We start from the raw sequence: 17162 nt of genomic DNA, 5'->3' as shown, positions 1-17162 counted from the left end.
AAGGCGACGGGTGCGGGGACGGCAGCCTTCGCAGCGCCCGCGACTGCGGGCGTTGCTGCGAGGAAGGCGTACCGGAACATGGGTCCGATCCTCACCGAAGGAAAGCGTCACGTCGAATGATTTATGGGCGCGAACCCGGCATGCGACGCGGGGGCGAACGGTACGGCTGTGCGGCCGAGTTGCCCCGGCCCCATGCCGCCCGCCGCCCACCGCCCGCCGCATGGGCTCAGAGGTTCTTGAGTGCCTCGCGCACCGACAGCGGCGAGAGCCGGCCGCGCTCCCTCTCGACGAAGGCGCGCACCGCCGCCGGATCGGTCTTGGCGTACTCGCGCAGGCACCAGCCGATCGCCTTGCGGATGAAGAAGTCGGGGTGCCCGGACTGCCGTACGCAGTAGGCGAAGAGCCGTTCCGTGTCGGTCGCCGACTTGTGGCGGAGCTGGTGGAGGAGGGCCGTGCGGGCCACCCACAGGTTCTCGTCCTCGATCCACGTGTCCATGTCGCGCCGCAGCGCCGGATCGGCGGCGACCAGTCCGCCGACCACGTGCGCGGCGAGCGCGTCGACCGTGTCCCACCAGGGTTGCGTGGTGACGAGGTGCCGGGCCACAGGCAGGAAGCCGGACGTGCAGCGCTTCACGTGGCGGCGCAGATAGTCGACGGCGAAGTAGGCGTACTCGCGTTCGGGCAATTCCCAGCACCGCAGTGCGATCGCCGTGCAGTCGTTCTCGTCGGGCAGCGGGGTGCCCGCCAGGACGGTACGGGACAGTGCGCGGCGCACCGGAGAGGTCAGACCGAGGAAGGGCGCGACGTCCTTCATATACGCCCTCATCTGCGCGGCCCGTTCCGGATCGGCCGCCTCCGCGTAGCCGGTGACGAGCCGTTCGAGGACCGTGTCGGCCAGCGCACTGCGCGGCACCCGTCGCGGGACTGTGACGCTCATGAGACGCACCATACGGCGATCAGACACCTGACCCGGTTACGCTGCCCGAATGTTCGAAACCGCCGCCACCCGTCCGCAGGGCCTCGCCATGCGCTGCGCCAGAGCACTGCTCTCGCCGTGGTCGCGGCTCTCGCTGCTCGTGGTGCTGCTGGCCGCGGCGGGCACGTGTGTCCTGGTCTTCGAGCCGCAGCGGATCCTCTCCGACGGCTGGCCCGCGCAGTTGGGCGGCGTCACGGCGGTGCTGCTGTTCGCGGCGGCGTACGGCGTGTGCACCGCGGCGTTCGTGCCGCGTCCGCTGCTCAATCTGGGGGCGGGGGCGCTCTTCGGTTCGCAGGCGGGGCTCGTCGCGGCGATCGCCGGTACGGTCCTCGGCGCGGGGATCGCGTTCGGGCTCGGCCGGATGCTGGGGCAGGACGCGTTGCGGCCCCTGTTGCGCGGCCGCTGGCTGAAGGCCGCGGACGGCCAGCTCAGCCGGCACGGTTTCCGCTCGATGCTGGCGGTGCGGCTCTTCCCCGGGGTGCCGTTCGCGGCGGCCAACTACTGTGCGGCGGTGTCGCGCATGGGCTGGCTGCCGTTCCTGGTCGCCACGGGTCTGGGCTCGATACCGAACACGGCCGCGTACGTCATCGCGGGCGCCCGCGCCTCGACGCCGACGTCGCCGGTCTTCCTGATCGCGATGGGGTTCATCGTGGTGACGGGGGTGGGCGGGGCGGCGGTGGCGTGGTTCAAGCGCCACCATTTCCGGGACAGGGACAGGGCCAGAGGCCGAGCGCGAGGGCGGGACGGGGACGGAGAGCAGGAGCGCGACCGTGGCCGTGCGGCCTGACCGCGGGTGCCGTGCCCGGCCGGCGGCCCTCGCACCGTCCCGTAACCCGGGCCCGCTACGCTGCCCCCGACGAGGGACATGATCGACATGATCGCCCCTCGTACTCCGGCGTTCCGCCGCCGATCCCGGCGACGCCACCGCCGGCATTCCCACGCCACAGCCAGCCTCAGCCACGCCCCGCTATGACCGCTTCGACCGCATCCGCGGTCCGATGATCAGTACTTGGACGGCGCAGTTTCATGTCTTGGCTTGAATCCTTCATCCTCGGACTCGTCCAGGGACTGACCGAGTTCCTCCCGATCTCCTCCAGCGCGCATCTGCGGCTGACCGCGGCGTTCGCGGGCTGGCACGACCCCGGGGCCGCGTTCACGGCGATCACGCAGATCGGCACCGAGACCGCCGTGCTGATCTACTTCCGCAAGGACATCGCGCGCATCCTGTCGGCGTGGTTCGGCTCGCTCGTCGGCAGGGTGCCGCGCTCCGACCACGACGCGCAGATGGGCTGGCTCGTCATCGTGGGCTCGATCCCCATCGGTGTCCTCGGCATCACGCTCAAGGACCAGATCGAGGGCCCCTTCCGTGACCTCCGTCTGATCGCCACGACCCTGATCGTCATGGGTGTCGTCCTCGGCGTCGCCGACCGGCTCGCGGCGCGCGACGAGACGGGCGGCAAGCACCGCGCCGTACGACGCCGCAAGGACCTGCGGGAGCTCGGCGTCAAGGACGGCCTGATCTACGGCGTCTGCCAGGCGATGGCCCTGATCCCCGGCGTCTCGCGCTCGGGCGCCACCATCAGCGGCGGCCTCCTCATGGGCTACACCCGCGAGTCCGCGGCCCGTTACTCGTTCCTGCTCGCCGTCCCCGCGGTCCTCGCGTCCGGTGCGTACGAGCTGAAGGACGCGAGCGAGGGGCACGTCTCGTGGGGCCCGACGATCTTCGCCACGATCATCGCCTTCATCGTCGGCTACGTGGTCATCGCCTGGTTCATGAAGTTCATCACGACCAAGAGCTTCATGCCGTTCGTGTACTACCGGATCCTGCTGGGCATCGTGCTGTTCGCCCTGGTGGGGGCGGGTTCGCTGAGCCCTCACGCGGGTGAGTCGGCGGGATAGGACCGACTAGAACCGCAAGTCAGCGGGCCGGGCTCATTCCGCGAATTCCTTCCAACTTCCCGCAGAAGCTCGTATGTTCTCGTAGTGTGGCGCAGCGTTTTGCGCGGGAGTTCTCCCAGAAATCTCCCAGTGGATCTCCCGGGCAGCATGGCGCCGCCCTCCGGCCCGCCCACTTGGGAGGTGGACTGGCAAGCCGGAGGGCGGCATTGTGGCCGACGGCGAACGTCGGCCGTTTCCACCCGTCCGTCTTCTGGCACCCTGGCGGACGGGTGGGGTATAGCGCCGCGGCGACGAGCGGACGCCTGCGGTCAGTGACAGATTTACTCCGGACCCCCGCTCCCTTCCCTGTGACTCAGCGGCGAGCCTGACTCTCGCCCGTCGTGCGCGACCCGCTGTACGCCTGCTGAAGGGGTGCGCAGGTGGATCAGAAGGTCGCTTCAGCGTTGCGGAGACCTGACCCCGTCACGCCGAAACCTTTGCGCGCCGTCAGCGCGGGAGACTCAGCGGCTTGGATATATCCAGCCATGGCCCGGCTTCATAGCTTCGGATCTCACGTCATGATCACCATGATCGACGCCAGAGGACCGCCGGATGCCAGTCGCGCTTCATCGCCGCATCGCTGACGACATCCGCCGCCGCATCACCGCCGGCGAGTGGCGCCCAGGGCAGCCACTCCCCTCCCGGGCCGAGCTCGCCGCCACATATAACGTTCACGAACAGACGATGCGCCTCGCCTACGCCCTCCTCCGAAGGACGGGAATCCTCGAGGGTGAGGAGCGGAAACGCGTCGTTGTCGCGCATCCTCCTGCTGTGCGCACCCTCACCGACATCGACGCCGCATGGCCCTACTCCTGCGAGATCACAGACAGCAGTCCTCAGCTGGCCACGGAGGAGCTTGCCGGCCGTCTCGGCGTCACGGCGCGCTCGGTGCTGCAGTACGAGGTGATGGAGTGCATGGACCCTGGAGGCCGGTCGGCGATGCTGGCCCGCACCTGGTGGCGCGGCGCCCGCCGCCGCCACGTCGCGGTCACGGCGGAACTGGATACGGTGCCGCTTGAGCTGGAGCAGGCTCATGCGCTGGGGCTGCTGGTGGACACACCTGTGTTCCGGGTGGTGCGGACTCGACTCGACGTGCATGGCACCCCCGTGGAGACGGCGGATCTGCTGCTGCCGATGGACAGGTGGCGGATCCGCTTGAGCGGTTGAGCGACTGCCGCACGAGGTCTGGGTGCGGCGCCGGAGCTGGTTGTAATTGGTTATTGAAATGCATATATCTGCGCCGCGTAACCCTGCTGCATGCACGTACCGCCGCGTTTCGTTCGCACCCCGTGTGAACTGATCACCCGCCGTGTAAGCGCTGGCCAGAGCCAGGTGCGGAGTGTGCGCGGAACATCACCTTCGCGGCCGCGTACCCGGGCAGTCGAGGTGCACGCGCACCGTGGTCCCACCGGCGGAGGCGCTGTGGATGTCGTGGGTCGTGTACGGCTGCCCCGGCCGGATCGGCTGGTCGCAGCGAGCGCAGATCATGACGCATCCCGGGCGTAGCCCTCCAAGTCCCGGAGCCGGCGGCCGAGCTCAGCGACCCCCAGGGCCGCGGCGAGGGGGCCGTCCTGCGCGGGCTCGTCGAGGGCGTCGCGGGAGTCGAGGAGTATCCGGTTCCCGGCGTACCAGTCGGCGGAGTACTTCTCCTGCTGCTCGAACCGCTGCTGCACGGTGGGCATCAGTTCGGCGATGCTGGCGCGCAGACGGGCGTCAAGGTCGGCGAGTTCTGCCAGTGGGGGTCGGTCTCGGCAGGCGGCGCTGGCACGGTCGATGAGTGTGCCGCGTTCGGTGTCTTCGCTTGTGTGGTGTGGCTCCGTAGGCTGTGGCATGTCGACGCTCCGGTCTTCGTCGTCGGCCTGCCCCCGGTCCGTGCCCTCGGATGCGGGGGTCCTTGTTTCCGCTGGTCTACTGCGGTCTACCGCACTGTACTGCGGTCGCGCGGTGTACCGCAGTTACCTAGCGTCAACCAAGTGAGCATTGATCTTGACCGGACGCGGCCGATCTGGCGGCAAGTTGCTGCGGTCATCGTGGAACGCATCGAGGGCGGCACCTACCCGGCTGGCTCCCGAGTGCCGTCTGTCGTGGAGCTGTCGACTGAGTTCGGGGTGGCCGCTTCGACGGCGCAGAAGGTGCTGGCGCACCTGAAGGCGGAGGGTCTGGTACGCGCGGAGATCGGACTGGGAACATTTGTCGCCGACCGGTGATCGTCATATGCCGTTCGTCGCCGCATCCTGGGCGATGTCAGACCCGACGCCTAGACTTCTGTGCATGATCCCCACTCCCCCGGACCGTGGCCGCGTGCGGCCTGCTGCGGTCGTGAATGAGGAGATCCGCCAGCTGTGGCTTGATCCGCGGGTGCGCCTGTCGCCTGAGACGCGGGCCCGGTATGAGGTGCTGGTCGCGGAGTGGACGCGCGCCGAGCAGGCGGAGTCACTGCGGGGCGGGATCGTCGAGGCGGCGTGACGAAACCCCGCGCATTGGCGGGGTTTCGAGGAAGTCAGGGGCGATCCGCCGGGAGGGTCCGCAGCGCACGGGAGATTGATGATTGGTTGAGCCCGACGGTGCGACCGGCCTTCTGTTGCGACCCCGTGAGGCCAATCAGGCGCTCCAGCGTCCAGGCGCGCTCTTGGGCGGCACGGGCGAGTTCCGCCTCAGCCTTGCGCAGTTCGAGCTCCGCCTTGGCCCACTTATGGAAAGCGGTGACCTTGTCGTCGGTGTCAAGATCCTCGAAGACGAGGACACTCCACAGGTCACCGGTGTCGCGAGCGGGTTCCTGGTAGCGCTTCATTGCGGCGGCCCGCGCACGTTCGGACATCTCGGGGTCAGCCGGTGCGACGTCGAGGGTCTGCTCGCCCTCGACGATCTCGTTGGCGTATTCGAGCCTCACGGATCCGTGATCGAGGACGTCGTACAGGGTGTGGGAGATTTCGAATTGGTAGTCGCCGAGCAGCACTGGCTCGGCGATAGCACGTCGGTCGGGGTCGATGTCGTAGGCGACGAGGGTGTAGACGCCGCCCCTGCCGTCGGTGTAGCGGGTGCCGATGGGCGAGCGGTCTTCGAGGCGCTGAGTGTGTTCGGTGATGGGCTTCGGCGTGATGGCCATGCTGTCCTCCCCTACCTGAGAGCACCATCATGCACCCCCTGCATACGAGTGTCAATGCAGGGGGTGCATGATCTGCGATGTAGGATCTGCTCGTGGCTATCGAACTCCCCGCCGATCTGATCATGCTGGAACGTTTCGCCTGGGCTGAGATCCAGGCCGGGACGCTGACCGTGGACACCGCGCATGCGGTGCAGCAGCGGATCAGGGAGTTCGCCACCGAGGGCGGGCATGAGCGGCTGGCTGTCGAGACGCAGCTGAAGCGGGCCGTGCGGCATTCGAAGCCGGAAGCGGCCTAGCGTCTGACTACGGGATCCACCGGCAGAACCACAGGTAGTCGACGCCATTCCAGAACCCGTCGATGATGTCGCGCAGCAGGCGGGAGATCACGGCCGCCACTCCTCGCGGTAGCCGGGCCGGTCCGCGTAGGGGGCGGCCAGGTCGCGCAGCTCCGGGCAGTTTTGCAGCTGGACCGGATAGACGACGGTGCCGTCCGCCTGCGTGTACGCGTGGGCTGCGCAGTACGGGTACTCCTCCGCCCACTCGTTTCCTGGCGGGATGGGGGCGGCGTGATGCCGCGCGAGGACCCGCCGCTTGGCGTCGATCTCGCGCAGCACCGACGCCGGGTCGTGGGTAACGATGTGATTCGCGATCGTCCGATCGCCCGCGTAGAACTCATCCTCACCGACGTCGACCGTGGCCGACGCCGCCAACTCCCACGACAACCGGTTCCCCGAGCCGTCCCACTGCACGGCCTTCGCGGTCCCCTCGTCCTCGTCGAGCTGCTCACCGAGCCACTTCACCAGGTCATCGCTCATAGGGCCTCCGGATGCAGAGCGCCCCGCCCGGCGCTGTACGGGCGGGGCGGCAACGCTGCAGCCACAGCGCGGATAGATGGACACAGCGTAGTGCCGGCTGCCGACAACCGGGTCATGGTGAGGTGCCCTCTGCGCCCTCCTTGTCCGTTGGGCGTTGGGGCAGTTCCGCGTCAGGGAGTCCGGCGTACCAGGCCCACAGCTCTTCGGTCTTCTTCGATCGGTTGGAGCCTCCCGCCGCCGCGGCAGCGTCGAACGCTTTCTTCACATGCGCCGCCACGCGCACAGGGGCTACGTCGCCGCTCCCGGTCGCCGGCCTTCCACGTTTCCTGGCCTCGCCATTTTCCGTCATACAGAAAATCATGGCGCACCCCCTTGACGGGCGCAAGGGCCGAGAGGAGTATCTGTATTACAGAAACAAGGCAGGGCAAGAGAACAGCACCACAAGCCCCGGGACCGGTCTCAACGGACGTAGCCGCAAAGGCAGACCAGGGCACGCAGGCCGGGTGGAGAGTAGGCCATACCCGCATAGCGCGGTGAGTCTCCCGGTGCAGCAAATCTCTCAAGCACGACTCGGGTAGCCCTTAGCGGGGAGCGCGAGCACGGCGCGGAAGCCCTCCGTCCCTTAGCGGGGACCGGTGAGCTTCTGGCACAACCGCTGGGCGGGGCGAGCTGATCCCTCCCCCGCCCAGCCAGTCAGATCGACCACGACACCAGGGGGCCTCATGAATGTCTTCGAGATGGTTCGCGAGATCTGGAGCCAGTGGCATGCCGTGATGATCCCGGTGGGCCTCGCCGTCATAAGCCTCAGCCCTTACGTCACCATCGAGGACCCCTCCTGACCACAGGCCGGATGGGGGAACTCCCCGCGCACGAACGCCGTTCCCCCGGCACGCTGGCCCCATGGCTACCGATCACCCAGTCGTCGTATATCCACCCGACGAGGAAGGCGGCCGGCGCGTGCGCGTCGACGGACAGATCTCCGGCCGCGCCTACTCGGTGCAGGACATCGCAGCGTTCATGCAGACCGCGGGCCTGCAGAGCTACGACGAGATAGACGTGGTCCGCTCCCCGCTCATCGAGTGGCGCGGCGGCGGACCAGATGTCTGGTCGCACTGAGACGCACGAACGCCCGCCCCCGGTAGATGAGGGCGGGCGTAAGGCGAACGCCTCCGGGGGCCTCTACCCCGCCTCGCTGGTAGGCCCCTGTTTGGGCCGTCGATGGCGGGAGGGACTCGGTTGCCCGCGCCCGGCTGATCCCGGCAGACGCTGGCCCGCCCGGCTATACCGTTCCCGGGTGCCGAGGTTTCCCACGGCAGACGAGCGTGACCGGCACCAGGATGCCACGAGGAGCCGACAAGGAAGAGGCCCCCGCCAGGGCGGGGGCCTTGATTGCGGGCCTACCCCGCCAAGGAGGGCGAGTTGAGTCCGCGAGGTCTGGCGAGGTGCACTCGGCGGCCAGGGCGGCCGCACGCCGGACGGAAGCTGCCTACACCGCCAAGCGTGACGGTTCAGCTGCTACCACCAGGATGCCAGAACGCCCGCCGCGACGGGGGCGCAGCGGGCGCGGGATCAGTCTGGCATGAGGGGCTGACGCTCAGTGGATGTTCCGCCGATGAGCCTCGCGGCGGATCCAAACGGCGAGTCGCGCCGCCCGCTCGGCGCGTTCACGCTTCTCCCTCGTCAGGTATGGCGGAAGCGGTTTCGGGTCGCCGCCCGGTTCGAGGAACCAGTCCGCCTTCCACGTCGGAGGGAACTGGTCCGCGTAGGCGTACCAGTCGTCCCAGCTGATGCTGTGACCCGACGGAGGGCAACAGATGTCCGCATGGACGGCGTTGAAGAGTTGGTGTGTCTCCTCGCCGCCGAGTTCGGCATCGTGCGGCTCGCCGAGGTAGCGCGAGATGAACTTGGCGGCATTGACGCGGCCTATGGCCATTGAGTCCTCCAGACTCGTTGCTCCAGGCCCCGCGCCCACCAACAAGGTAGGGCACGATCAGCGATCTGTCTCAGGCGCCTTCCCCTGCTCCTTCTGCGCTGTCTCGGCTCGCTTCTTTCGCATGGCGGTGATGGTGTTGTCGGCTTCGCTCTGAGCTGGTTCGACGTAGTGCTTCCGTACCGTCGTGGACCCCGGCTTCCAGCGCCCCTGCCCGGTGGGGTCTTCGCCCGCTTCGGCAATCTCTTGGGCTGGTCCGCGTCGGAGTCCGTGGGCGGTGATCTTCGATGGGTCGGGTAGGTCGGCGAGCTTGGCGCGCGCCTTGACGATGGCACCAATGGCGTCGGGGGTGAGGAAGTCTCCGCGTTCTCCGGTGGCTCGGTGCCGGATGGTGCCGCCTCGGTTGATGTGCCGGAACAGCGGTCCGGTCGTGACGCCTTGGCGTCGGAGTTCTTCGAGCCAGGCGCGGACGCGGACGACGGGACAGGTCGTTGGGTCGTCCGGGTTGGCGGGCACGAAGGTGGTCTCGCCCTTGGCGGCTTGGTCTGTCTTGGAGAAGGCGACGAGGACGTGGATGCCGGTGGGCCCGATGGTCAGTTGCTCGATCAGCAGGTGGGCCAGCTCGGAGCGGCGGGAGAGCATGCCCCAGCCGAGGGTGAGGAGCGCGGCGTCGCGGGCCGCTTTGGAATAGTCGGCGTCGGTCTCGCTGGTGCAGGTGGCGACCATGGCGGCGAGCATGTCGGTGCGGATGGCGGGGGCCTTCTTCGCGGTGCGGCGTTGCGCCCAGCCGCGCGCGTGCTTGCGGACGGCCTCGCTGGCCTCCTTGGTGCCGGGCTGCTGGCCATCGTTGTGCCAGGAGCGGATCGCGGACATGGCCACCTGGATGGTGGACGGGGACTTGTCCTCCCGGATGAGGTGTCCGACGTATTCGACGAACGTGGCGGTGGTGCACGGCAGGTGGACGCGCCCGTTCGCGCGGCACCACGTCTCGAAGCGGTTCTGTGCGGATCTGTAGGTGCGGGACGTGTTCTCGGGCGGGGACTCGTCGAGGAGCTTGGCGGTCTCCTCGGAGATCCGGAAGTCGGCTTCGCTGTACGTCGGCAGGTCGGCCGTCGTGGGGATCGGAGCGTTGGGGCGCAGGATCGTGTGTCGGTCGACCATCGGCCGGGCGGCTGGCGCGGGCTCGGTCGCGACGGGGAGGTGGTCGTCGACCAGTTCGGCGTCGACGACCTCCGCCTCGTCGTCGCTCATACGGGGCCGACCCTGCGGAACGGAATGATCCTGGCGTCCGGCCGCTCGCGCCGCGGGATGGGTGGAGGGGTGGCCGCGCACTTCTGCTCTGCCTGCTCCCGGAAGACGTCCAGCTTCCTCCGGCCGCAGCAGTCACATTCGAGCACGCCCGCCAGCAGGCGCCAGTCGGGGTGGGCGGTCAGCAGCCAGGCGGGGTCGGAGGAGAACCCGGGGCGCCAGGTGGCGCCGCAGATACAGGTGTGGCCGGTCTTCTTCTGGGTGGGTCGCCGACGAAACGGGATGGGGTCGCTCATGGTCAGCCCTTGCCCAGGTGGGCGCGAGCGATGAGGAGGGCGCTGCGGGCCGGGCTGGGGAACGTGCCGGGGTCATCGAGGGTGTCTTCCTCGCGACGCATCGAGTCGGCGCGTTGGGCGGTGCTTCCTGCACGTTCGAGCATGGTCGCCTGCGCGGTGAGGAAGGTGGCGACTGCGGCATCGAAGATGTCGCCGGTGGCGGTGAGTTGTTCGGCGGCAGTTCGGATCTCGGTGACCTGGTGGCGGATGCGGGTCGCGGTGCCCTCGGCCCGGTCCGTCTCAATGGCGGTGGCTTCTCTTACATTGTCGTCCCAGTCGACACGTCGATGCAGGGTTGTCATGGGTCTCCCCTCTCTGGGCCACTCCCGAGAGCAGGCCCGTATAAGGGAAATTATACTGGGCTACCCACGGTAATGGCCGCCGTTGCGCGGAAGTTGGAGACGGCCCTCCGCATGACGACGGGCCTCACTCCGAGAGGAGCAGGGCCCGTGATACTGCATGTTATCGAGAGTCGCACATGGTCAACTAGCGGCGCGGGAGGACCCGTTGTTCGGATCAGTTACCGGGCGCCGACCCGAACAACTCCCCCGCCTGCCGCTTCTGCCCTACGGTGTCCCGATCAGCTCAACCTCGGGGGGACGTATGCGGATTCGTACTACGGCGGCAGTGGCCGCCATGCTTCTGGCGGCTCTGACCGCGTGCGGTGGCCGGGATGACGGTGAAACCGACGAGAAGCCACCCTCCGGCAAGGCGGCAGCGACGGAGAACCCGGGCAACGACGGCGACGGCATCGCGGCCGAGAAGACTCTAAAGCTCGGCGAGCCGGCGCAGACCATCGGCGATGAAGGCGTCGGCGTCCTTCAGATCACGCCGGGCACGACCGTGTACGCGAAGGCGGCCACCTCCGAGAAGCCGGAGAACGGTGTCTTCGTCGTGGTCACGATGAAGGTCAAGGCGATGACGGGTGTCGCGGCCGAGGAGGTGGCGCCGATCTCAGGTGGCGGCTGGCAGTGGATCGCTCCCGACGGGGAGTCGATCGGATGGAACAGCGGCAACTCGACAGCCGTCAGTACCGGCAAGTACGAGAACGCGGGCAAGGTTCAGCCCGGCACATACCACTGGGAGAGCGAAGTCTTCGACCTGACGGCCACGCAGGCGAAGGGCGGCACACTGATGTACACCGACGGCGACGGGACCGCGCACGAGTGGAAGATGCCGTCCACCGACACCGGGCCGGACGTCGCCGAGGTGAAGAAGGAACTCCAGCCCTGAGGAATAGCCGAAGGCTCCCCCAACCCGAACATTCGGGATACAGGGGAGCCTCCCCGGACCTCTCGGTATCCGGCTTCCTGGCGACCACGCACCCCTGCGGCTGCGGGGGTGTTGCTCGCTATCACCACCAGGAACCTACGGCCAGGATAGACGAATCGCCCCGTTCCCCTGCCGAGGCAGAGGAACGGGGCATCGTCTACTCGGCGGGCGGTTCCGACGGCGGCGGTTCCAGGAACAGCCCCTCGTAGGACGGCTGGGGTTGGGGTTCGGCGAGGCCGAGTTCGACGAGGCTGGGCATGTCGCCCGCGCTGTCATCGGTCCGGCGCTCCATGGGGCGCGGGTCAGGCATGGTCACACTCCCGTTCGGTTGTACTCGTCAACGAGCGGGTCGGCGGGTTCGGGTTCCATGCCTGCGCGCTCCATCTGCCGGCGCCACCGGTCTGCGCTCCGTGAGAACGCACGTAGCAGCGCGTCCGTGCGGAACTGCCGGTTGCGCAGCTCGCCGTTCTCTTTGTCCACCCGCTCGACGGTTGCCTGGAGGACCGCGAACTCCTGTGCTTTGGCCACTGGCGCGGCCTGAATGGCTGCCGCGGTGCGTGTCCCTCGGTAGGTGAACCATCCCGTCACCGCCACACCGATCAAGGTGATGCCCGCCCCGACCAGCCCCCAGATCCCGTTCACCCGGGTCTCCCCTCAGCCGCCTGGCCGAGGTTCTGGGGTGTTCCGGCATCAGGCGGGACTCGTGATGCGCACCAGATCACCCCACAGTGCGATGTGATGTACCAGCCGAACAGGAACAGCCCGCGAGGATACTCGCCGAGCAGTCCGGACCAGCCGTAAGTGAACGCCCAGAAGGCAGGCGGGGTGGAAGCGGCAACGAATCCGAGGCCGTCGCGTCCGAACTTGAGCCACGCGCTGATGAACGTGACGGTGCCGCAGAAGATCCACAGCCATGCCCAACAGTGCAACGGCGCGAAGCGCAGCAGCATGCCGAGGCCGTCCTTTGACCAGGGCGGGGTGAAGATGAAGGAGAAGCCGAAGCAGACCTTGCCGACTCCCATGAACGCGAGGAAGGGTCCGCGTCTGCCGAGCCGCTTACGCAGCCATCGGGCCGCGCGGCACGGCACCTACGCCGCCGGGCGGACGGGCGCGGTGGTCGCCGGCGCGACCTGGCCGCGGGTGAGGAGCCCAAGGACCGCGAGGACGATGGCGTTCAGGGCGCCGACGGTCTCCTGGCCGACGTTCAGGCCGTAGGCGGCGAGGAGCGCGACCGCGGCGGCAACGAGACCGGTGAACGCGGACGGTGCGATCGGGCGGGTGATGACGGCGGTGGTTGCGGCGAACACCGCGCTGATGACAGCCACGATGGCTGCTGACTGCTCGGCGGACAGCCCGTCGAAGCCGAAGCTGACGAGCAGTGACAGGCCAGCGGACACTGTGGCGATGATGAGAGCAGGCTCTCTGCCCAAAATCTTCATGGCGTCCTACTTCCAGTACAGGCCGCGCAGGCGCGACGTGGTGATGGTGATGGCTCTCTGGTCGTCGGCTTCGACGGGCCAGTAGCAGGCTTCGAACCGAAGCTTCTCGGCGGCGCCGATGGACCCGGAGTTGTGGAAGTCCGCGAACGTGCTGCCGGCGGTGCCCTGGCGTTCGCTGAGTCCGGCTGTCCAGCGGGAGCCGTCGGTGCGGTAGTGGTAGAAGCGACCCTGCAGCGTGGCACCGTCGGGGAGTTCGGCAGTGAGCTGCGCCATCGCCTGGTAGGCGGTCGCCCCGGAGAGGAGGTCGACACCCTCGATCGGGATGGTGGTCCACTTGCCGGGCACGAGGGGCCGGTCGGCCGTCTCGTAGCGGCCGATCGTGTGCGGCACGTCGTCCTCCTGGGCGGGTGTTGTGGTGTCGCCTTTGGCGGTGGCGAGGATCGCTGTGATGGGGAGCGCCCCGGGGTCGCCGTGGTCGTTTTCGGGGACGTGCTGGTGGCCGCAGTGCCCCTTGAACGCGTTCCACTGGCTGCCGGTCATACGGACGGAGCTGTTGCCGTAGCTGGAGGGGTAGGCCTTGAACGCGAGGCCGCTGGAGAGAGGAACGCCGTGTTGGTCGTGCGCCCACTTCGCGAAGGCTGCAAGGTCGCGGATCGCCCAGTCGGGCAGCTCCGGCGTGTACAGGTGGGTGTAGCCGGCGCGGCTCCACTTGGTGTGGGTGGCCGGGTCGCAGGTCCCGACGATCTCGACCTGGCAGGCGTTGAGCGTGTTCGTCTCCACGCCGCCGGCCTTGTTCACGAGGGCGCGCGAGGACACGTCGAATTCGAAGTGCTGGTACCAGACGAGTCGCTTCGCCGAGAAGTCCGGCTTGGCGGTGAAGTTAGGCGCCTCCGCTCCCCCGCCGTAGGAAGGGAGGCTGGTGCCCTCTGTGGTGTGCCAGACGATGACATTGGACTCCATCGCGGAGCCCGGATACTTCGAGCCGTACCAGTAGGTGGCGCTGGCTCCGGGGTAGCGCTGCGGGCCGCTCTTGGCCACGATCCGCCCCCTTTCTAGTAGTCCCAGGTGACGGCGACGAATTGGGCGTGTTCGAGGGCCCACGGCTGATCGTGGTCGTGCCAGACCTCGACGCCGACGGGCTGGTTGGCCTGGCCGGCGAAGAACCAGCTGGTCGTCTCCCAACTGCGGCCGGGGGTGGCGAGGTGGTCGGCGGCTCCGGTGTCGTCACGGATGCCGTGAGGGTCGCGGACGAAGCGGCTCATGAACTGCCGCGGCCTGCTGTCGCCGTCAGGGGTGGTGATGGCGGCCCAGCGGAGGTTGCGGGCCCACAGGAAGTCCCCGTCGAACGGCGGCATGATCATGCTGAGTTGCCGGGCCATGCTCCGGTCGTTGCTGATCGTGCGTTCGTAGGTGACGAGCGTCCACGTTTCCGGCGGGATGGGCTGCGGCTTGTCACGGAAGAGCTTGCAGACCGTGGCCATGGGCGCCTCCTCAAAGGCTGCAGAAGGTGCCGTTGAAGGAAACCCACGGCGGCTGGATCTTCGGGTTGGCGGTCGACGTGGTGGTGCCGACGATCTGTATGCGGCCATCGGTTCCGATGTCGAGTTTCACGGAGAGGACATCGGAGTCGGTGGTCGAGCAGGCTCCGGTGAGGGAGCGCAGCGAGGAGGGGCGGGCGGCGGTGACCAGGGGTGTGTTGGTGACGAAGCCGCCGTTCGGGATGACCTTGGGGCTTCCGCTGTAGGTGATGTTGACGGCGCCGCGCAGCATCAGTGTGTCCTCGCCGAAGAGGTTCACGATGCGGTACTGCAAGTTCCCGTTGCTGTTGCCGTTCTGGGTGAAACCCGAAGCCAGCGACACGGTCGTCCACGCCTTGTTGCCGGACCCGATCACCACCCAGGTGCTGCCGTCGTACACGGTCAGCAGGTCGACATCCCTCAGCCATGCCACCATGCCCTCGACCGGGGCGGTGAGGATCGCGGATCGCTCGGACGAGGACGCGAACCGCATGTTCGTGCGGGGCGCGATGGCGTTCCCTAGATCCTTCGCGAGCTTCGCGGCATCAGGCGGGTCGGTGAGCGCGGCGATGCTGATGCCCTGCCCGTAGTCATCGGTGGTAGGCATCAGACCTCCGGGACTTCCGTGGACACCGACGCCGTGCGGCTCACCGTGACGGTGGTGGCACCCTCAAGGCCGGAGGCGGCCCGCGCCAGCTCCCAGATGAGGGAGGGCATGGTGTCGTCTGTGACCGGCGAGTAGTCGCCCTCCTGCAGCGTGATGTCGATCATCGATTCGCCGCCGTTCACGACGACGCGGTACGTGGCTGGAGCAGCCATAGCGGCCCTTTCAGGTGAGCGGGTAGCGAAAGCCCTTGAGGGAAAACCACTGCGTGTCGACGTCGCCCGCAGCAGCGGAGATGAGGGAGACGGTGCCGTCCGTGTCGAAGTCGACCTTCACGCTGTGGACGACAGAGGTGCTCAGCGAGACCCCCGTGATCGAGGTGGCGTTGCGGGGAGCGACGAACGAGGCACGCGCAGCGGGCCGAAACGTGGAACTGAGGGCGGCCGAAAGCACGTTGGCGGTCTGGGCGCCGCTGGCGCGGGTGGCGCCGCCGTCCCACTCCATCCACCAGCCGCCCTGCCAGTTGATGCGCCTGTAGCGGATAGGCCCGTTGTTGTTGCCCTGGCTGGTGGTGTTGCCCTGCGTATAGCCGGTACCGAGTGCCGCTGTCGTCCACCCCGGGTCGCCGCTGCTCAGTCGCCCCAGGGCTAGCCAGTTGCCGCTGCTCGACTGGGTGACGGCGATGACGTCGCCGACCAGCGGCAGGGTGTACGTCTCCAGGCGGCGCACAGTGATGCCGTCGGCTGTGACGATGGTGCCGTTCCCGTTAATGGTCTGGACGGTGGCGAGCCGCCAGTCGGCCCCCCGCACCGACGGAGTGGTCGATCCTGCGGTGACAGCTTGCTGCTGGAGGGCGTCGGCAAGCTGCCGCACCGAGCTGTGCGGGGACTTCATCCGTCCTCCTTCGCGGAGATCGTCGCGATGGGGAAGTCGCCGCCTGCGTCCAGCGGCACAGTGAAGCTCTGTACTTGGTGGAGCTCACGGCTGCCGTCGGGGTGGATGACGCGGATGACGTCGCCGCACTCCAGGGCAGGATTCGGCAGCGAGGAGAAGTCGCCGGAAGCGTTCGGGGCCTTGCCGGCGGCGAGCTTCAGGTTGGCGGCCTGGGCGCAGGCGTTGACGGTGATGAGGGTGCTCGAGCTGTAGAAGTCCGGCCGCCGCCCGTAGGGGCCGTTCCAATACGTCGGGGAGTTCGGGTCCGCGTCGACGGCGAGGTAGGAGACGGGAGGGACGTTTTCCTCGGTGTTCTCGCCGCGCGCCAGCCAGCCGTTGCGGACCCCATCGCTGCTCATGGCCCTGCTGCCCGAGACGTACACGCCCCGTTCCCCGGCCGCGACCTCCCAGACCGCGGGCGTCGCCTCGGGGTCGGGCAGGGCGGCGATAACGAACACCCCGTCAGCGTTGGTGTAGCACTCGGCGCCTGCAGCGGCGACGATCTCCTGCACGCCGGCCCAAGGGTCAGCCTCGATGTCGAATGTGCGGGCGCCGATGGGTGCGTCATCGATCAGGCTGATGACGTCGGCGTCGGGCAGGGATCGTTGGATCAGTGCGGTCGCCGCGCCGACGACTGTGCCGGTCGCCTTATACGGCTCGGTGAGCTTGTCATCCGCTACGCACGCCTCGAGGCTCTTGCCTTGCAGCGTGACTGGTCCGTCGGTGGGATCGCCGTCGACGGAGTCGAGACGGAACACGCCGAGGGGGACCAGCTCACGGCTGCCGTCCCCGTACTCGACGCCGCGGGCAATCCGTAGGCGGGCGCCGTAGGTGGCGAGTTCGTCGTCCGGTGCGCGCGGTATGAGTGAGACGTCAGCTGTGGTGACGGTGCAGGTGCGGCGGATGGCCTGCCCGCGGTCTACCGGCACCGACCCGCCGGTGTGCTCGATCGTCACGACGCTGCCGTCGGTGCGGAAAAGCTGCACCTGGGTTGCCGGGTTGTGGGATTCGGCGAGGCGGGGCAGGAAGCGGTCGCTGACGGGGTACAC

General features: G+C 68.2%; 26 protein-coding genes and 1 pseudogene. 9 read left to right on the top strand and 18 right to left on the bottom strand.

What is annotated here, in order from left to right; translation table 11 throughout:
• Window positions 1-226 precede the first annotated feature (226 nt).
• Entirely contained in the window at window positions 227-937 is a 711-nt protein-coding gene (locus ACFYO9_RS34240; protein WP_355815001.1) for a DNA alkylation repair protein, read from the bottom strand.
• A gap of 49 nt (window positions 938-986) precedes the next feature.
• On the opposite strand from ACFYO9_RS34240, the gene ACFYO9_RS34235 reads away from it, so the two are divergent.
• The 4 genes and pseudogenes from ACFYO9_RS34235 to ACFYO9_RS34220 all read left to right on the top strand — a co-directional run bounded on the left by ACFYO9_RS34235 (window position 987) and on the right by ACFYO9_RS34220 (window position 4081).
• On the top strand, window positions 987-1763 hold the full coding sequence (locus ACFYO9_RS34235; RefSeq protein ID WP_355814999.1) for a TVP38/TMEM64 family protein: 777 nt from the start codon (window positions 987-989) through the stop codon (window positions 1761-1763).
• A 239-nt stretch (window positions 1764-2002) separates the two neighbouring features.
• On the top strand, window positions 2003-2875 hold the full coding sequence (locus ACFYO9_RS34230; RefSeq protein WP_355814996.1) for an undecaprenyl-diphosphate phosphatase: 873 nt from the start codon (window positions 2003-2005) through the stop codon (window positions 2873-2875).
• A gap of 591 nt (window positions 2876-3466) precedes the next feature.
• Window positions 3467-3610: pseudogene (locus ACFYO9_RS34225) on the top strand (GntR family transcriptional regulator); the annotation flags it as partial.
• A 75-nt stretch (window positions 3611-3685) separates the two neighbouring features.
• Window positions 3686-4081: a hypothetical protein gene (locus ACFYO9_RS34220; RefSeq protein ID WP_388667034.1), complete on the top strand. Its 396-nt coding sequence runs from the start codon at window positions 3686-3688 to the stop codon at window positions 4079-4081.
• Between the two features lie 317 nt (window positions 4082-4398).
• Here the strand turns inward: ACFYO9_RS34220 and ACFYO9_RS34215 are convergent, their stop codons facing one another.
• Entirely contained in the window at window positions 4399-4746 is a 348-nt protein-coding gene (locus tag ACFYO9_RS34215) for a DUF6415 family natural product biosynthesis protein (RefSeq protein ID WP_388667014.1), read from the bottom strand.
• Between the two features lie 141 nt (window positions 4747-4887).
• Between ACFYO9_RS34215 and ACFYO9_RS34210 the strand changes: the two genes are divergently transcribed.
• Both ACFYO9_RS34210 and ACFYO9_RS34205 read left to right on the top strand, forming a co-directional pair.
• On the top strand, window positions 4888-5121 hold the full coding sequence (locus tag ACFYO9_RS34210) for a GntR family transcriptional regulator (protein ID WP_388667011.1): 234 nt from the start codon (window positions 4888-4890) through the stop codon (window positions 5119-5121).
• A 64-nt stretch (window positions 5122-5185) separates the two neighbouring features.
• Entirely contained in the window at window positions 5186-5380 is a 195-nt protein-coding gene (locus ACFYO9_RS34205) for a hypothetical protein (protein WP_388667008.1), read from the top strand.
• Between the two features lie 34 nt (window positions 5381-5414).
• On the opposite strand, the gene ACFYO9_RS34200 is transcribed toward ACFYO9_RS34205, so the two are convergent.
• Entirely contained in the window at window positions 5415-6020 is a 606-nt protein-coding gene (locus tag ACFYO9_RS34200) for a hypothetical protein (RefSeq protein WP_388667005.1), read from the bottom strand.
• A 92-nt stretch (window positions 6021-6112) separates the two neighbouring features.
• Here ACFYO9_RS34200 and ACFYO9_RS34195 point away from each other — a divergent pair, with 92 nt between their 5' ends.
• On the top strand, window positions 6113-6316 hold the full coding sequence (locus ACFYO9_RS34195; RefSeq protein WP_388667002.1) for a hypothetical protein: 204 nt from the start codon (window positions 6113-6115) through the stop codon (window positions 6314-6316).
• A gap of 87 nt (window positions 6317-6403) precedes the next feature.
• Here ACFYO9_RS34195 and ACFYO9_RS34190 read toward each other — a convergent pair whose 3' ends face one another.
• Window positions 6404-6835, bottom strand: a complete 432-nt coding sequence (locus ACFYO9_RS34190; protein ID WP_388666999.1) for a DUF6221 family protein — start codon at window positions 6833-6835, stop codon at window positions 6404-6406.
• A gap of 900 nt (window positions 6836-7735) precedes the next feature.
• Between ACFYO9_RS34190 and ACFYO9_RS34185 the strand changes: the two genes are divergently transcribed.
• Window positions 7736-7951, top strand: coding sequence for a hypothetical protein (locus ACFYO9_RS34185; RefSeq protein WP_388666996.1), 216 nt, complete (start codon window positions 7736-7738; stop codon window positions 7949-7951).
• Window positions 7952-8429: 478 nt separating this feature from the next.
• Here the strand turns inward: ACFYO9_RS34185 and ACFYO9_RS34180 are convergent, their stop codons facing one another.
• The 4 genes from ACFYO9_RS34180 to ACFYO9_RS34165 are packed head-to-tail and all read right to left on the bottom strand — an operon-like array spanning window position 8430 to window position 10650.
• Window positions 8430-8768 (bottom strand): hypothetical protein, encoded by a 339-nt coding sequence (locus tag ACFYO9_RS34180; RefSeq protein ID WP_388666994.1) that lies wholly within the window; start codon window positions 8766-8768, stop codon window positions 8430-8432.
• A gap of 57 nt (window positions 8769-8825) precedes the next feature.
• Entirely contained in the window at window positions 8826-10016 is a 1191-nt protein-coding gene (locus ACFYO9_RS34175) for a site-specific integrase (protein WP_388666992.1), read from the bottom strand.
• Window positions 10013-10309, bottom strand: a complete 297-nt coding sequence (locus tag ACFYO9_RS34170) for a hypothetical protein (RefSeq protein WP_388666990.1) — start codon at window positions 10307-10309, stop codon at window positions 10013-10015. The genes ACFYO9_RS34175 and ACFYO9_RS34170 overlap by 4 nt, the downstream gene beginning before the upstream one ends.
• Window positions 10310-10311: 2 nt before the next feature.
• On the bottom strand, window positions 10312-10650 hold the full coding sequence (locus ACFYO9_RS34165) for a hypothetical protein (RefSeq protein WP_388666987.1): 339 nt from the start codon (window positions 10648-10650) through the stop codon (window positions 10312-10314).
• 325 nt (window positions 10651-10975) lie between these two features.
• On the opposite strand from ACFYO9_RS34165, the gene ACFYO9_RS34160 reads away from it, so the two are divergent.
• Entirely contained in the window at window positions 10976-11581 is a 606-nt protein-coding gene (locus tag ACFYO9_RS34160; RefSeq protein WP_388666985.1) for a hypothetical protein, read from the top strand.
• Window positions 11582-11777: 196 nt separating this feature from the next.
• On the opposite strand, the gene ACFYO9_RS34155 is transcribed toward ACFYO9_RS34160, so the two are convergent.
• The 10 genes from ACFYO9_RS34155 to ACFYO9_RS34110 all read right to left on the bottom strand — a co-directional run bounded on the left by ACFYO9_RS34155 (window position 11778) and on the right by ACFYO9_RS34110 (window position 17162).
• Window positions 11778-11930: a hypothetical protein gene (locus ACFYO9_RS34155; protein WP_388666982.1), complete on the bottom strand. Its 153-nt coding sequence runs from the start codon at window positions 11928-11930 to the stop codon at window positions 11778-11780.
• Between the two features lie 2 nt (window positions 11931-11932).
• Window positions 11933-12262, bottom strand: coding sequence for a hypothetical protein (locus tag ACFYO9_RS34150; RefSeq protein ID WP_388666979.1), 330 nt, complete (start codon window positions 12260-12262; stop codon window positions 11933-11935).
• Complete coding sequence (locus tag ACFYO9_RS34145) at window positions 12259-12642, bottom strand: hypothetical protein (protein ID WP_388666976.1); 384 nt, start codon at window positions 12640-12642, stop codon at window positions 12259-12261. Before ACFYO9_RS34145 ends, ACFYO9_RS34150 begins: the two co-directional genes overlap by 4 nt.
• Window positions 12643-12708: 66 nt before the next feature.
• On the bottom strand, window positions 12709-13017 hold the full coding sequence (locus ACFYO9_RS34140; RefSeq protein WP_388666973.1) for a hypothetical protein: 309 nt from the start codon (window positions 13015-13017) through the stop codon (window positions 12709-12711).
• Between the two features lie 48 nt (window positions 13018-13065).
• Window positions 13066-14097, bottom strand: a complete 1032-nt coding sequence (locus tag ACFYO9_RS34135) for a hypothetical protein (protein ID WP_388666971.1) — start codon at window positions 14095-14097, stop codon at window positions 13066-13068.
• A 14-nt stretch (window positions 14098-14111) separates the two neighbouring features.
• On the bottom strand, window positions 14112-14540 hold the full coding sequence (locus tag ACFYO9_RS34130) for a hypothetical protein (protein ID WP_388666968.1): 429 nt from the start codon (window positions 14538-14540) through the stop codon (window positions 14112-14114).
• Window positions 14541-14550: 10 nt separating this feature from the next.
• Window positions 14551-15183: a hypothetical protein gene (locus ACFYO9_RS34125; RefSeq protein WP_388666965.1), complete on the bottom strand. Its 633-nt coding sequence runs from the start codon at window positions 15181-15183 to the stop codon at window positions 14551-14553.
• Window positions 15183-15395 carry a hypothetical protein gene (locus tag ACFYO9_RS34120; RefSeq protein ID WP_388666962.1) on the bottom strand — a complete coding sequence of 71 codons (213 nt, stop codon included), beginning with the start codon at window positions 15393-15395 and terminating at the stop codon, window positions 15183-15185. Before ACFYO9_RS34120 ends, ACFYO9_RS34125 begins: the two co-directional genes overlap by 1 nt.
• 10 nt (window positions 15396-15405) lie before the next feature.
• Window positions 15406-16074, bottom strand: coding sequence for a hypothetical protein (locus ACFYO9_RS34115; protein WP_388666959.1), 669 nt, complete (start codon window positions 16072-16074; stop codon window positions 15406-15408).
• The gene (locus tag ACFYO9_RS34110; protein WP_388666956.1) at window positions 16071-17162 is read right to left on the bottom strand and encodes a DUF5047 domain-containing protein; all 1092 of its coding nucleotides are present in this window, start codon (window positions 17160-17162) and stop codon (window positions 16071-16073) included. Before ACFYO9_RS34110 ends, ACFYO9_RS34115 begins: the two co-directional genes overlap by 4 nt.

It is taken from the genome of Streptomyces sp. NPDC005863, assembly GCF_042871345.1.
GTDB lineage: Bacteria > Actinomycetota > Actinomycetes > Streptomycetales > Streptomycetaceae > Streptomyces.
The sequence above is the reverse complement of the archived record's forward strand: the minus strand, read 5'-3'. Positions and strand labels throughout refer to the sequence as shown.